Origin of the sequence: Xanthomonas sp. 3075 (genome assembly GCF_014197275.1) — a bacterium.
In the GTDB taxonomy this organism is placed as follows: domain Bacteria; phylum Pseudomonadota; class Gammaproteobacteria; order Xanthomonadales; family Xanthomonadaceae; genus Xanthomonas; species Xanthomonas campestris_B.
The window spans coordinates 55,237-68,117 of record NZ_JACIFI010000006.1; the positions used below are offsets into that span (position 1 = coordinate 55,237).

Here is a 12,881-nt window from a genome sequence, read left to right on the forward strand (position 1 = left end):
GGTGCGTCCGACCAGCTTCCCAACACAACGCGGTCAACAGACCGGCTTTCAATGAAGCGACCAGCGGACGTTCTGGTGCGGTGTCCTCGCCGCTTGCGGGCCCCTGTGGCGGCATGAATGCCGCCACAGGGGCCCGCATGGACGGATTCACCGCGTGTCCCGCAAGCGGTGAGGGCATCGCGCCCTCGACCAACGCGCCCAGAAGCTCTCCAGATGACGCCAAGGGCAGCCCAAAAACGGAAGACACAATCGCTCGCTACGTTCCGATAACCGCTGTAGACCTCACACCGCCCGCGTCACCTCGCCACACAATCCGATCTCTGCAAGCACCGCCTGCGCCCGGCTCAGGTGCAGGTCGGCCACGCAGACCTGCAGCACGCCGAACGCGGGCAATTCCCCCGCACCGCCCAATAGCGACTCGCCAAACACGAAGGCGGTGATACCGGCATCTTCCAGCGCATGTTTGGCCAGGTGCGCGTCGATGATGTGACTGGCGCGATAAGCGATCTGCATGTCAGCCGCGCTCCAGACGTTCGCGCTCGGCGCCCTGCTTCCACTCCCGCAGTGCCGGCAGCGCATCCAGTGCGGCCAGGTAATCGCCAGCAGCCTCGAACAACGGCACACCGTAGCTGGCAAAGCGCAACGCAACCGGGGCGAACATCGCATCGACAATGCCGAAATCGCCACACAGGAACTGCCCCGCATGCCCATGCTCGGCACGCAGGCTGGCCCACAACGCCTGGATGCGGGTGATATCGCGCTCGGCCGCCGCGTCCCAATCCGCGGGGCCGGGCACACGGGCCAGGTTCATCGGCAGCTGGCTGCGCAGGGCGGCAAAGCCCGAATGCATCTCCGCTGCGGCAGCGCGCGCCTGCGCCCGCACGGCCGGATCGGCCGGCCAGCCGCGCCCATCGAGCCAGCGTTCGTTGGCGTATTCGCAGATCGCCAGCGAATCCCAGATATGCAGGGTGTCGTCCCACAGCACCGGCACCTGCCGGGTCGGCGAATAACCGGCGATGCGCGCCTGGAATTGCGGCGTATCCAACGGCAGCGCGATCTCTTCGAACGGCACCTGGAAATGTCGCAGCAGCAGCCACGGCCGCAACGACCAGGAGGACAGGGTCTTGTCGCCGATCACCAGGCGGGGCAAAGGCATGCGCTGCTCGCTGCAGAGGGTCGGCGCAGCGTACGCGTCGGGGCCGGCGACCGCCAGCAGTGGCCGATCGGGCGCTGACAGCGCCACCTCACCCACCGGCGCGACCGCGACCGCGTCACCGACAGTCACACTTTGCAGCCAATCGCTGCCTTGATGATGCCCGTGGCACCACTGGATGGCGTTGGTGGCACTGGCCAAAGGGCCTGCTGGTGCTTCAATCCACAGCAAAAAGCACCAGCCGAGCGCGCAACGCCCGCCGCCGCCTACCCCTAAACCGGCGCCACCGCCTAAACTTGCGGTTTACCTAATGCTGATGCGCGCATGTCCGAGACCCTAGCCACCGACGCCACCGCCCCGGCGGAGAAGAAAGACTTCATCCGCCAGATCGTCCGCGAGGATCTGGCCAGCGGCAAACACACGGTCATCCGCACCCGCTTCCCGCCTGAGCCCAACGGCTACCTGCACATCGGCCACGCCAAGGCGATCTGCCTGGATTTCGGCCTGGCGGCCGAGTTCGGCGGGCTGTGCAACCTGCGCCTGGACGACACCAACCCGGCCAAGGAAGACCCCGAGTTCGTGGTCGCCATCCAGGACGACGTCCGCTGGCTGGGCTTTGACTGGGCGCAGCTGCGCCACGCATCGGACTATTTCGAGGTGTATTACCTGGCTGCGGAGAAACTGATCCGCGACGGTCACGCCTTTGTCTGCGACCTGTCCGCCGAGCAGGTACGCGAGTATCGCGGCACGCTGACCGAGCCCGGCCGCCATTCGCCGTTCCGCGAACGCAGCGTCGAGGAAAACCTGGATCTGTTCCGGCGCATGCGTGCCGGCGAATTCCCCGATGGCGCGCGTACGCTGCGCGCCAGGATCGACATGGCCAGCGGCAACATCAACCTGCGCGACCCGGCGCTGTACCGCATCAAGCATGTCGAACATCAGAACACCGGCAACGCCTGGCCGATCTACCCGATGTACGACTTCGCGCATTCGCTGGGCGATGCGGTGGAAGGCATCACCCATTCGTTGTGCACGCTGGAATTCGAAGACCACCGCCCGCTGTACGACTGGTGCGTGGACAAGGTGGACCTGGCCGGGCATCCGCAGCTGCTGCAGCCGCTGCTGGACAAAGGCCTGCCACGCGAGGCCGCCAAGCCGCGCCAGATCGAGTTCTCGCGCCTGAATATCAACTACACGGTGATGAGCAAGCGCAAGCTCACCGCGCTGGTGGAAGAGCGGCTGGTGGACGGCTGGGACGACCCGCGCATGTACACGCTGCAGGGCCTGCGCCGGCGCGGCTACACGCCGGCGGCAATGCGCTTGTTCGTGGACCGCGTCGGCATCAGCAAGCAGAACTCGCTGATCGATTTCTCGGTGCTGGAAGGCTGCCTGCGCGAGGATCTGGATGCGGCTGCGGCGCGCCGCATGGCGGTGATCGACCCGCTCAAGCTGGTGCTGACCAATCTGCCGGAAGGCCATCGCGAAACGCTGAGTTTTTCCAACCATCCCAAGGACGAGAGCTTCGGGACGCGCGAGGTGCCGTTCTCGCGCGAGCTGTGGATCGATCGCGAGGATTTTGCCGAGGTTCCGCCCAAGGGCTGGAAGCGTCTGGTGCCCGGTGGCGAGATCCGCCTGCGCGGCGCCGGCATTGCGCGCGTGGACGAGGTGATCAAGAACGCTGCGGGCGAGATCGTCGAGCTGCGTGGCTGGCTGGATCCGGAATCGCGTCCGGGCATGGAAGGCGCCAATCGCAAGGTCAAGGGCACCATCCACTGGGTCAGCGCCGCGCATGCGGTGGAAGCGGAAATCCGCCTGTATGACCGGCTGTTCTCGGTGGAAAAGCCCGACGATGAGTCCGAAGGCAAGACCTACCGCGACTATCTCAACCCCGAGTCCAAGCGCAGCGTGCGCGGCTATGTGGAGCCGAGCGCAGCGCAGGCCGTGCCCGAGCAATCGTTCCAGTTCGAGCGCACCGGCTATTTCGTCGCCGATCGCCGCGACCACAGCGCCGCCACGCCGGTGTTCAATCGCAGCGTGACCCTGCGCGACACCTGGGCCAAGTGAGCTCGGGGATGCAGCCGATGCCCGCCATCGGCTGCGGCTACGGGACGGCCGCAGTGATGCGCATGCGGCCATCGCCGCGCTGATGGCCACTGCGTCCCTGATGCGCACTGCATCAGGGAACGTCAGAGCAGGATATCTTCGGAGTTGATGCATAAACGCAACGGAGCCTGCTGCAGCATGTCATTGCATGCTGCACGGCATGAAGGAGCGGCACGATGCGTGAGCGCCTGATGGTCGGCGCCGCCTGTGGAATCGGCGCAGGCGCCTTATGGGGACTGGTGTTCCTGGCACCCTTGTTGCTGGCGACGTTTACGCCGCTGCAACTGGCCGTTGCGCGCTATCTGTCCTACGGCGCGGTGGCCGCACTGGTGCTGGCGCCACACGCACGCCAGACCGCGGCGCGGCTGGGTCGCGCGGAATGGTGGGCGCTGGTGCGCCTGAGCCTGCTGGGCAACCTGATCTATTACGTGTTGCTGGGCAGTGCGGTGCAGTGGGCCGGCAGCGCGGCCACTGCGTTGATCATCGGCCTGTTGCCGGTCGTGGTCACCGTGATCGGCACGCGTGCCGCAGGCGCGCTGCAATTGCGGCGCCTGGCGCCGCCGTGCCTGTTGTGCGTGATCGGCGTGGTACTGGTCGCGCTGGATACCTTGCAGCACGACACCGGCCAACACGCCAGCGATCGCCTAACCCGCATCGCCGGTTTGCTGTGTGCGGGCGGTGCATTGGTGTCATGGTCGGCCTATTCCATCGCCAATGCACGCTGGCTCCGGCGGCGCCCGGACCTGTCGGGCGGCGACTGGTCGTTGCTGACCGGCGTGGTCACCGGCGCATTGGCGCTGCTGCTGGCGCCGGCCGCGCTGATCGGCAGCGCGACCCATGCACCGATCGCATGGGCCGGTTTCTGGGGGATTTCACTGCTACTGGGCATCCTGGCCTCGGTGATCGGCAACGCGCTGTGGAACCGCGCCAGCCGCGCGCTACCACTGACCCTGGTCGGGCAGATGATCGTGTTCGAAACGATTTTCGCTCTGCTGTACGGCTTTGCCTGGGAGATGCGCCTGCCCACGCCGCTGGAGTTGGCTGCCATCGCCTGCCTGCTGGTCGGCGTGTTGTGGTGCGCAGCGCTGCATACGGAAGCCAAATGACCTCGGCGACCGACAACCGCAAGACAGTCCACCGAACCACCAACGGTGGCGACGAGGAGCATAGACCGGCACCTAAACCGCAGACGTTGGCCCTGAAGCTGTAGCGAAGGCGCGGTACCCCCGCCGCTTCCGGGACACGCCGCAAGTACGTCTTTGTAGGCTCCGTCGCGGCATCCATGCCGCCACAGGGTCCCGCAAGCGGCGAGGACACCACACCAGAACGTCCACTGGTCGCTTCATTGAAAGCCGGTCTGTTGACCGCGTTGTGGTGGGAAGCTGGTCGAATGCACCGCTCTGCAAAACAATGCCAGTCATGCCTTGCGTGCAACCCTGCACACCGACACTCCGGGCTCACCCTTGCCCGCCCACCGTTGCCGGGCCTGATGCGGCATGGATGCCGCATCAACGCCTCCCATGGATGGATTCATCGCGTATCCCGCGAGGGTGAACGGGCAAAAGCACTGCAGCCAAATCACGGACCAGCCGCTCGCCCACCGCTCCGTCCCCAATCGCCCAGTCACCACGTGCCTGAGCCAGAGCGCGGAGATCCAGGCGAAGCATCGATAACCGCACCGTCCCTCGCCGCACTCCGCGCATCAGGGGCTTACCATGGCCGCTCACATGTCCTGATCGGAGCAGCCGCATGTCCCGTCTTTTGTCCTGGTGTCTGAGCAGCCTGTTGGTGATGGCGTGTCTTGTCTCGATCGGCTGTGTGGCCGCGCCACCAACCGAAGCGGCCACGCCGCCTCCGGCGACCGGCTCGGCGACGGGCAAGCCGATCACCATCACCACCACCTGTCGCACCGATGCCGATTGCACGGTGAAGAACGTCGGCAACTGCTGCGGCGCGTTTCCGGCCTGCGTCAACGTCGACAGCGCTACCGATCCCAAGGGCGTGATGGCGCAGTGCCAGGCCAGCGGCATGATGAGCGTATGCGGCTTCCGCGAGATCAGCGCCTGTCAGTGCGTGGCCGGGCAATGTGCCGCAAAGGACGCCCAGGCCGATACACTGCGCCCCGCTCCCCCCTCTACAGAAATGGTCCACTGATGCTCAACGCGCAAGTCCACCTCACCCTGCCCGACTGGATCCACGCGCATGTCGACGACAGCCGCGCCTATCCCAGCGACGAAGACAAGGTGGCGCTGGCGATCGAGCTGGCGCGGATGAATGTGCAGGAGCGCAGCGGCGGCCCGTTCGGTGCGGTGGTGTTCGGCCCGGACCACCGCATCATCTCCGCAGCGGTCAATCGCGTGGTGCCACAGACCACCTCGCTGGCGCATGCCGAAAACATGGCCTACATGCTCGCGCAGCAGCGCCTGCAGACGCCGCGTTTGAACGCCGTACTGTCGCCGGTCACATTGGCCACTTCCGCGCAGCCGTGTTGCCAATGCTATGGCGCCACGGTGTGGGCAGGCATCGACCGGCTGCTGATCGGCGCACGCGCCGAAGACGTGATGGCCTTGACCGAATTCGACGAAGGCCCGTTGCCTGCCGATTGGGTGGGCGAACTCACCCGTCGTGGCATTGAGGTGGTGCGCGACGTGCAGCGCGAGCAGGCCTGTGCCGTGCTGCGCAACTATGGCGAGGGCGGCGGTGACCAGTACTGATCTGCAACGCATCGATCTTGCACATCAGGCGCTGCAATGAGCGGCCTGCTGTGTTATTGCCGCCAGGGCTTCGAGCCGGAACTGGCCGCAGAATTGAGCGCGCGCGCCGCATTCGTCGGCATCGCCGGCTATGCACGCACGCAGCGCAACGACGGCCATGTGCTGTTCGTCTGCGAGGAGGCCGCCCAACTGGCGGCCAAGCTGCACTGGCGCGAGTTGATTTTTGCACGGCAAAAATTGGTGGTGATTGCCGAACTGAAGGGCATCGACCCCAAGGACCGCATCACGCCGATCCTGGCAGCACTGGAAGGGCAGCCACGCTTCGGCGACCTGTGGGTGGAGCACCCGGATTCGGATGCTGGCAAGCCGCTGGCAGGGCTGGCACGCAGTTTCGGCAACGCCTTGCGTCCGGCCTTGCGCAAGGCCGGCCTGCTCACTGACAAACCGCAGCCGCGCCAGGCACGTCTGCATATCTGCTTTCTCGATGGCGACCATGCCTTGCTGGCAGTGGCCGACAGTGCCGACAGCGCGCCGTGGCCGTTGGGCATTCCGCGTTTGAAGCTGTTGCCGGAGGCGCCATCGCGCTCGGCGCTCAAGCTCGACGAAGCCTTGCTCACCCTGCTCACACCGGAAGAGCGCGAAACGCTGGTCAAGCCCGGCATGCGCGCAGCCGATCTGGGTGCGGCACCGGGCGGCTGGACCTGGGTACTCACCCGCCAGCATGTGCACGTCACCAGCGTCGACAACGGCCCGTTACGCGAGCATGTGCTGGAAACCGGCCTGGTCGAGCATCTGCGCGCCGATGGGTTTCACTGGAAGCCGGCGCAACCGCTCGATTGGATGGTGTGCGACATGGTCGAGCAACCGCGCCGCGTCGCCGAGCGCATGGCCACCTGGATCCGCGAAGGCTGGTGCCGCCATACCATCTTCAACCTCAAGCTGCCGATGAAAAAGCGCTGGGACGAAACCCGCTTGTGCCTGGACCTGTTCGAACAGCATGCCGAGAAATCGCTGATCGTGCGTGCCAAGCAGCTGTATCACGATCGCGAAGAGATCACCGTGCTGGCGATGCGGGATTAAGAGCAGCTAACAAAACCTGGCGAGCGAGCGCCTGTCAGTGAGTGCAGTGGTTTTGTCGGCCGTATCTTGGTGGATGCAGTCAGAAGTCCAGATCAAACACTGAGTGGGTCGAATGCGCGGTGCCCTCACCGCTCGCGGGACACCGCACCAGAGACTCCGCTGGTTGCTGTGTTTAAACCCATGCATGCCGACCATCTCGACTGGTCCTTGCCCGTCCAGCGTCGCGGGACCTTACGCGGCATGGATGCCGCGTAAGCGCTTACATGGACGTCCTTGCAGCGTGTCCCGCGACGCTGGGCGGGCAAGGGCCCTGCAGCCAGGCCGCAGATCAGCCGGCCTGCAGCAGGCTGACGCGAAGTCGTTTTGTTAACCGCTCTAAGGAGCGGGGAATCGGGAGTCGGGAATCGGGAATCGGGAATCGGGAGTCGGGATTGGGGAATCGTGGAAGCGGGGAAACGGGGAAGCGGCTGCTCGATCGGTGGCAGGATCTGGGTGCTGGCGTGCTGGCGTGCTGGCGTGCTGGCGTGCTCGCGTGCTGGCGCGCAGTAGCGACAGTCCGGCGCAGTTGCGTGGGCTGCTATGACATTGGACTGCACGTTCTGCTCCTATGTTGTGCTGCTCGTGCGTCATGGCGGCAAGCTGATTTGAGTCAGCCCGTGCCTTCAGCTTAAAACGGTTGGCAGCCGAGCAGTCGTCAGGCGGGTGCGGGCAGTAACGAGGAACCAAGGTGTACGCGTGGTACATACCGATTCCAAGCGCCGGCTGCGCCTGCCTGACGGATGCGCAGTCGTATTACTGGCCGCGCTTGGCCGGAGCGGGCCAAGATCACAGCACGATCCGCTTGCTGCCCTCGCGTGCCGAGCGGTAGATCGCATCGACGATGCGGATGTCGCGCAGACCTTCCTCGCCGGGCGCACGCAGAGGCGTGCCGTTGATGATTGCCAGCGCGTCTTCGTCCATTTGTAGCGCTTGCTGGTGCTGCACCTTGACATCGAACAACCGCCCGTCGCTGGCCTTGCCAGTCACGCCCTGATAGCTCTGGAACGGCTCCAGCTCGTACCAGCCGCGTTCGCATTCGGCGCGCAGCACATTCATGTTCTTGCCGAAGCTGGTCTTGCATGCGGCGCGCACCGCATTCGGAAATTCCAGGGTGAAGTCCATATGCTCGTCGACTTCGTCGAACAGGTCGGGACGATCGGTCCACCGCTTGGCGGTCACCGCCAACGGCTCGGCACCGACCGTGTAGCGTGCGGCATTGAGCGGATACACACCCATGTCGTACATCGCGCCACCACCGAATTGCGAGCGCAGACGCCACGGACGATCGGCCTTGCTGGTGCCCTGATATCCCCTGTAACCGGCCTCGGCACGCACACGCTGCAGTGTGCCGAACGGTTTTTCGCTGGCCATCGCAATCAGGCGGCGCGTATTGGGCTCGTGCTGCATGCGGTAACCGATCGTCAGCGCCACCTTGTTGCGCTTGCATGCCGCGATCATGGCTTCGCATTCGCCGGCATGCATCGCCATCGGCTTTTCGCACCAGACATGCTTGCCGGCAGCCGCCGCGCGCAAGGTCAGCGGCGCATGCAGCGAGGTCGGGGTGACGATGTACACCACATCGATCTCATCGTTGTCGGCAATGCGATCGAAGGTTTCGTAGTTGTAGACATTGCGATCGGCAATGCCGTACTTGGCCTGCCATTGCGGAATCTTCGCCGGGGTGCCGGTGACGATGCCGGCCAGCTTGCAATGCTTGGTCAATGCCAGGCCCGGTGCGAGTTGCTCGCTGGCATAGCTGCCCAGTCCGACCAGTGCCACATTGAGCGGCTTGCCAGGCTTCTTTTTCGGCAATGCCCAGGCAGGTGCCGCGAGCAGGACGCCTGCACCACCGAAAGCGGTAAGCAAACGACGACGTGTGATCGATTCCACGGACATGCAAAACCTCCATCGCGGGACTGGGCCAATGCTGCCCGGGCACCTTACTTGATCGTGCGTGATCACCACCATGCGCATTGCGCACGTTCTGGCACACTGCGAACGACCCCATCTGGAGCATGTCGCATGATTGCTGTTGTCCGCCCGCACCTGCTGTCATTTGCGCTGCTGTTGTCCAGCTCGCCGGCGACCGCGGCCGATGCGGCATTCGTTGCGCGCGACCTGATCGGCGATGGCGCATTCACCCACAACGCCGAAGGCCCAGCAGCCGGACCGGATGGCGCCATCTACGCGGTGAATCTGGGCAAGGACGGCACCATCGCACGGATCGCCCTGCACGCCGACGGCAGCGCGAAGGCCGAGGTCTTTGTGACCTTGCCAGAAGGCAGCACCGGCAACGGCATCCGCTTCCGCAATGGGGTGATGTACGTGGCCGATTACACCGGCCACAAGATTCTGCAGGTCAACATGCAAACGCGCGCGGTGAGCACCTTCGCCTCGCTACCGGAGGCCGATGGCCCCAACGATCTGGCGATCGCACCCGATGGCAGCTTCTATGCAAGCGACCCGAACTGGAAGGACAACAGCGGCCGCCTGTGGCACATCAGCGGCGATGGCGCCGTGCAGTTACTGGAGTCGGGCATGACCACGCCCAACGGCCTGGACGTCAGCCCCAATGGCAAACATCTCTACGTCAACGAAAGCGTCTCGCGAAACGTGTGGGTGTACGACCGCGTCGATGGCGGGGCTGCGCAACAAACGCCTGCTGATCGCGTTCCCCGATTTCGGCATGGACGGCATGCGCTGCGATGCCGACGGCAATCTCTACATCGCCCGCTACGATGCCGGGCAGATCGCGGTGGTCTCGCCACAGGGCAAGTTGCTGCGCACCGTGGCGTTGAAAGGGCGCAAGGCCAGCAATGTCGCGTTCGGCGGCAAAGATGGAAAACAGGTGTTCGTGACCCTGCAGGATCGCGGCGCAGTTGAAACGTTCAGGTCCGATCGCCCGGGACGCGAAACCGGACACTGAAACTGCTGCGCGCATCGCAGCGGTTCTCAGGCGGCGCAACAGCGTGCTGGCATCCTGCAGTTCACCCGTGGAGAACTCCCCCAATGCAACCGATCGAACTCAAGGACGCAGCGGCGTTTGGCAATGAATTCCTGCGCCTGACCCTGCTGCAGGGATTCCAATCGCTGACCAAGCGCGACCTGGAATTGCTGATCTTCGTGCTGCTCGAACGCGACGGCGCCATCTCGCGCAACAGTTCCAACGCGATGGTGGCGCTGCAGCTGCGGGTGACCTCGGCCAAGGTCAAGGCCTTGCGGCGCGATGGCTATGCGCGCTGGCGCTCGCTGGTGCCCGAAGAAGGCGACGCGGCCATGCAGCGCATCGTCGCCAACGTGCTCACCGAAGACAATCTGCGCTCCGGCGCCAAACATGTCAGCGAGCGCAGCCGCAAGGAAGGATTTCTTGCAGTGCGCATCGAACATCCCGACGACGCGCAGCAATTCGAGCAGGCCATTCTCGATGTCGGCGCGCTGCCGGTGTACGAGCGCAATCGCGAGGTGGTCGCGGTGCGCTTCGACACGCTGCTGAAGATCGCCGAACGCTGGGGCTATCTGCAGCCCGACCCGCAGGCGGCCATACGCGAACTGCAAAAGCTCACGCCCACTGCCGAAGAAGTGGCCGATCTGTTGAAGAAGGACATCGCGCAGCTGCGCTGGGACGATGTGCGCCGCGCACTCAACAGCCTGGGCGCCAAGGCCGTGGCCAGCACGGCCGAAGGCGGCTTGAAGGGCTTGCTCAAGATCGTGTTTCCCTTCATCCCCGGCTGAGTGGCCTGCAGGGCGACGGCAACGCATCGTCGCCCTGCCAGATCCAGCGTCGATGCCAATCCCGCTGTTGCCAGCTTGCGCAAGGGATATCGCGCTGCGCCGCATCCACCGCGCGCGCCACCGCAACGTGTCCACACCCTCTATCCTTACCAACTGTTCCACATCAGGGGGATCTGATGACCATCTGCCGTCTCGCAACATGCACCGCACTACTGCTCGTTTGCGGCCTCGCATCCGCCCAGCAGGCACCCACGCCGGCCAGCAGCGTACCGCTGGTCGATGTGCCCAACGTCATCCGGACCCAGCCACTGTCCAGCGGCGAGGTCACCCATCAGACCCAGTTGGAGCGCCCGCGCGGCGAGTCCAGCGTGATCGTGCGGTCGATCCAGCCCAGCAGCGTGGTCGGCAGCTACCGCATCGATTTCCAGGCCATGGACGCGGACGGCGACGGCCGCATCAGCCGTGCCGAAGCCCAGGCCAACCCCGTGCTGGCCGACGAATTCGATGCGCTCGACACCCGCCACAGCGGCTACCTGACCCGCGAGCAGTTGGCCGGCTGGCTGACCCCGTGACCACACAGCTCACCTGAGCGGTAGGCAGGCGCGCCAGCAGGACGCCGGCGTGCACTGCACTTCAGGTTTCGATGCCAGCACCTCTTGCAGCGCCCGCTGCGGTCGGCTAGATTGTATTTGACGGATACAATTTGGATGGATCGATGACCGCTCGCCTGGCACTTGCCGCAGACCTCGGCTACCAACTGCAACTGGCCGCCCTGGCGTCCAGCCATGCCGCACGCCAGGAACTGGGCGAGCTGCATCTCACCCCGGCACGCGTCACTGCGCTGATCCACATCCGCGACCAGCCTGGCTGCGACCAGACCGAACTCGGCAACCGCCTGCTGGTCAACCGCGCCGCGGGCATGAAGATCGCCAATGCGCTGGCCGAGCAAGGCCTGATCGAACGTCTGGCCGGCCGCGACCGCCGCAGCAAGGGCCTGTACCTGACCGACCAGGGCCAGCGCACGCTCGAGGTGGCGCAGGCCTGTCTGGCACGGGCCGTCGCGCGCACCTGCACCGGCCTGCAGGCCGGCGAACAGCAAACCCTGCTCCGTCTGCTGTGCAAATTGAACGCCAGCGCCACGCTGGAGCGGACAACCGCGGCAGAGACCGCGTTGGCCGAAGACCTCTGATCCCGCAGCCCCCGACTTGAAGGAGACGCCGCTTGAACGAGCATGACGTGGTATCGGTTCGCATCGAAAACCGCATTGCCTGGGTGAAGTTCGCACGCCCGGACAAGCGCAACGCGATGAGCCCGGCGCTCAACCGCCGCATGATGGATGTGCTGGACGAGCTGGAATTCGACGACAACGTCGGCGTGCTGGTGCTCGGCGGCGAAGGCACTGCCTGGTCGGCCGGCATGGACCTGAAAGAGTATTTCCGCGAAACCGAAGCGCAGGGCCTGCGCGGCGTGCGCCGTTCGCAACGCGAATCCTACGGCTGGTTCCGGCGGCTGCGTTGGTATCAAAAGCCCACCATCGCGATGGTCAACGGCTGGTGCTTCGGTGGCGGCTTCGGCCCGTTGTTCGCCTGCGATCTGGCCATTGCCGCCGATGAAGCGCAGTTCGGTCTGTCGGAGATCAACTGGGGCATCCTGCCGGGCGGCGGCGTGACCAAGGTGGCGGTCGAGCTGCTGTCCATGCGCGATGCGATGTGGATGACGCTCACCGGCGAAATGATCGACGGCAAGAAGGCGGCCGAATGGCGCCTGGTCAACGAAAGCGTCCCGCTGGAACGGCTGGAAGCACGCACGCGCGAAGTAGCCGAACTGTTGTTGCGCAAGAATCCTGTCGCCTTGAAGTACGCCAAGGACGCCGTGCGCCGCGTGGGCACCCTGACCTACGACGAAGCCGAAGATTATCTGGTGCGCATGCAGGAAGCGGCCAACTCGTTCGACAACACGGCCCGCAAGGAAGGCATCCGTCAGTTCATCGACGAGAAGAGCTACAAGCCCGGCCTGGGCGAATACGACCTCACCAAAAACAGCGCTTAAGCACGTCCCAT

The 12,881-nt window shown here is 64.9% G+C and carries 12 protein-coding genes, 1 other RNA gene and 1 pseudogene; 10 read left to right on the forward strand and 4 right to left on the reverse strand.

All coding sequences use genetic code 11. The features are described from left to right. Positions 1 to 282: 282 nt before the first annotated feature. Together GGR62_RS07415 and GGR62_RS07420 are read right to left on the reverse strand one after the other, a co-directional pair. Positions 283 to 513, reverse strand: a complete 231-nt coding sequence (locus GGR62_RS07415; RefSeq protein WP_184407278.1) for a DUF2007 domain-containing protein — start codon at positions 511 to 513, stop codon at positions 283 to 285. A gap of 1 nt (position 514) precedes the next feature. After that, positions 515 to 1,156, reverse strand: a complete 642-nt coding sequence (locus GGR62_RS07420; RefSeq protein ID WP_184407279.1) for a glutathione S-transferase family protein — start codon at positions 1,154 to 1,156, stop codon at positions 515 to 517. 321 nt (positions 1,157 to 1,477) lie between these two features. Between GGR62_RS07420 and GGR62_RS07425 the strand changes: the two genes are divergently transcribed. The 5 genes from GGR62_RS07425 to rlmM all read left to right on the forward strand — a co-directional run bounded on the left by GGR62_RS07425 (position 1,478) and on the right by rlmM (position 7,050). Further along, positions 1,478 to 3,217, forward strand: a complete 1,740-nt coding sequence (locus GGR62_RS07425; RefSeq protein ID WP_184407280.1) for a glutamine--tRNA ligase/YqeY domain fusion protein — start codon at positions 1,478 to 1,480, stop codon at positions 3,215 to 3,217. A gap of 215 nt (positions 3,218 to 3,432) precedes the next feature. Next, positions 3,433 to 4,362: a DMT family transporter gene (locus GGR62_RS07430; protein ID WP_184407281.1), complete on the forward strand. Its 930-nt coding sequence runs from the start codon at positions 3,433 to 3,435 to the stop codon at positions 4,360 to 4,362. 643 nt (positions 4,363 to 5,005) lie between these two features. After that, positions 5,006 to 5,410 carry a hypothetical protein gene (locus GGR62_RS07435; RefSeq protein WP_184407282.1) on the forward strand — a complete coding sequence of 135 codons (405 nt, stop codon included), beginning with the start codon at positions 5,006 to 5,008 and terminating at the stop codon, positions 5,408 to 5,410. Continuing rightward, the gene (locus GGR62_RS07440) at positions 5,410 to 5,970 is read left to right on the forward strand and encodes a nucleoside deaminase (protein ID WP_184407283.1); all 561 of its coding nucleotides are present in this window, start codon (positions 5,410 to 5,412) and stop codon (positions 5,968 to 5,970) included. Before GGR62_RS07435 ends, GGR62_RS07440 begins: the two co-directional genes overlap by 1 nt. Before the next feature lie 36 nt (positions 5,971 to 6,006). After that, complete coding sequence (gene rlmM, locus GGR62_RS07445; protein WP_184407284.1) at positions 6,007 to 7,050, forward strand: 23S rRNA (cytidine(2498)-2'-O)-methyltransferase RlmM; 1,044 nt, start codon at positions 6,007 to 6,009, stop codon at positions 7,048 to 7,050. A 674-nt stretch (positions 7,051 to 7,724) separates the two neighbouring features. Here the strand turns inward: rlmM and GGR62_RS07450 are convergent. Both GGR62_RS07450 and GGR62_RS07455 read right to left on the reverse strand, forming a co-directional pair. Beyond that, positions 7,725 to 7,794, reverse strand: a non-coding RNA gene (locus GGR62_RS07450) — sX9 sRNA. An 81-nt stretch (positions 7,795 to 7,875) separates the two neighbouring features. Next, positions 7,876 to 8,985: a Gfo/Idh/MocA family oxidoreductase gene (locus GGR62_RS07455; protein ID WP_184407285.1), complete on the reverse strand. Its 1,110-nt coding sequence runs from the start codon at positions 8,983 to 8,985 to the stop codon at positions 7,876 to 7,878. Positions 8,986 to 9,111: 126 nt separating this feature from the next. Here GGR62_RS07455 and GGR62_RS07460 point away from each other — a divergent pair. From GGR62_RS07460 to GGR62_RS07480, 5 genes and pseudogenes are all read left to right on the forward strand, one after another. After that, a pseudogene (locus GGR62_RS07460) lies at positions 9,112 to 10,015 on the forward strand (SMP-30/gluconolactonase/LRE family protein). Positions 10,016 to 10,098: 83 nt separating this feature from the next. Further along, on the forward strand, positions 10,099 to 10,821 hold the full coding sequence (locus GGR62_RS07465) for a hypothetical protein (protein ID WP_184407286.1): 723 nt from the start codon (positions 10,099 to 10,101) through the stop codon (positions 10,819 to 10,821). Between the two features lie 176 nt (positions 10,822 to 10,997). Then, positions 10,998 to 11,393 carry an EF-hand domain-containing protein gene (locus tag GGR62_RS07470; RefSeq protein ID WP_184407287.1) on the forward strand — a complete coding sequence of 132 codons (396 nt, stop codon included), beginning with the start codon at positions 10,998 to 11,000 and terminating at the stop codon, positions 11,391 to 11,393. A gap of 143 nt (positions 11,394 to 11,536) precedes the next feature. Beyond that, complete coding sequence (locus tag GGR62_RS07475) at positions 11,537 to 12,010, forward strand: MarR family transcriptional regulator (protein WP_184407288.1); 474 nt, start codon at positions 11,537 to 11,539, stop codon at positions 12,008 to 12,010. Between the two features lie 32 nt (positions 12,011 to 12,042). After that, a complete protein-coding gene (locus tag GGR62_RS07480) occupies positions 12,043 to 12,870 on the forward strand; it encodes a p-hydroxycinnamoyl CoA hydratase/lyase (protein ID WP_184407289.1) in 828 nt (275 codons plus the stop codon). Positions 12,871 to 12,881 lie beyond the last annotated feature (11 nt).

Coding starts and splice junctions, on each gene's coding strand:
- GGR62_RS07425 (WP_184407280.1), top strand. CDS start 1,478: ATGTCCGAGACCCTAGCCACCGACGCCACCGCCCCGGCGGAGAAGAAA.
- rlmM (WP_184407284.1), top strand. CDS start 6,007: ATGAGCGGCCTGCTGTGTTATTGCCGCCAGGGCTTCGAGCCGGAACTG.
- GGR62_RS07465 (WP_184407286.1), top strand. CDS start 10,099: ATGCAACCGATCGAACTCAAGGACGCAGCGGCGTTTGGCAATGAATTC.
- GGR62_RS07475 (WP_184407288.1), top strand. CDS start 11,537: ATGACCGCTCGCCTGGCACTTGCCGCAGACCTCGGCTACCAACTGCAA.
- GGR62_RS07435 (WP_184407282.1), top strand. CDS start 5,006: ATGTCCCGTCTTTTGTCCTGGTGTCTGAGCAGCCTGTTGGTGATGGCG.
- GGR62_RS07455 (WP_184407285.1), bottom strand. CDS start 8,985: ATGTCCGTGGAATCGATCACACGTCGTCGTTTGCTTACCGCTTTCGGT.
- GGR62_RS07420 (WP_184407279.1), bottom strand. CDS start 1,156: ATGCCTTTGCCCCGCCTGGTGATCGGCGACAAGACCCTGTCCTCCTGG.
- GGR62_RS07470 (WP_184407287.1), top strand. CDS start 10,998: ATGACCATCTGCCGTCTCGCAACATGCACCGCACTACTGCTCGTTTGC.
- GGR62_RS07430 (WP_184407281.1), top strand. CDS start 3,433: ATGCGTGAGCGCCTGATGGTCGGCGCCGCCTGTGGAATCGGCGCAGGC.
- GGR62_RS07440 (WP_184407283.1), top strand. CDS start 5,410: ATGCTCAACGCGCAAGTCCACCTCACCCTGCCCGACTGGATCCACGCG.
- GGR62_RS07415 (WP_184407278.1), bottom strand. CDS start 513: ATGCAGATCGCTTATCGCGCCAGTCACATCATCGACGCGCACCTGGCC.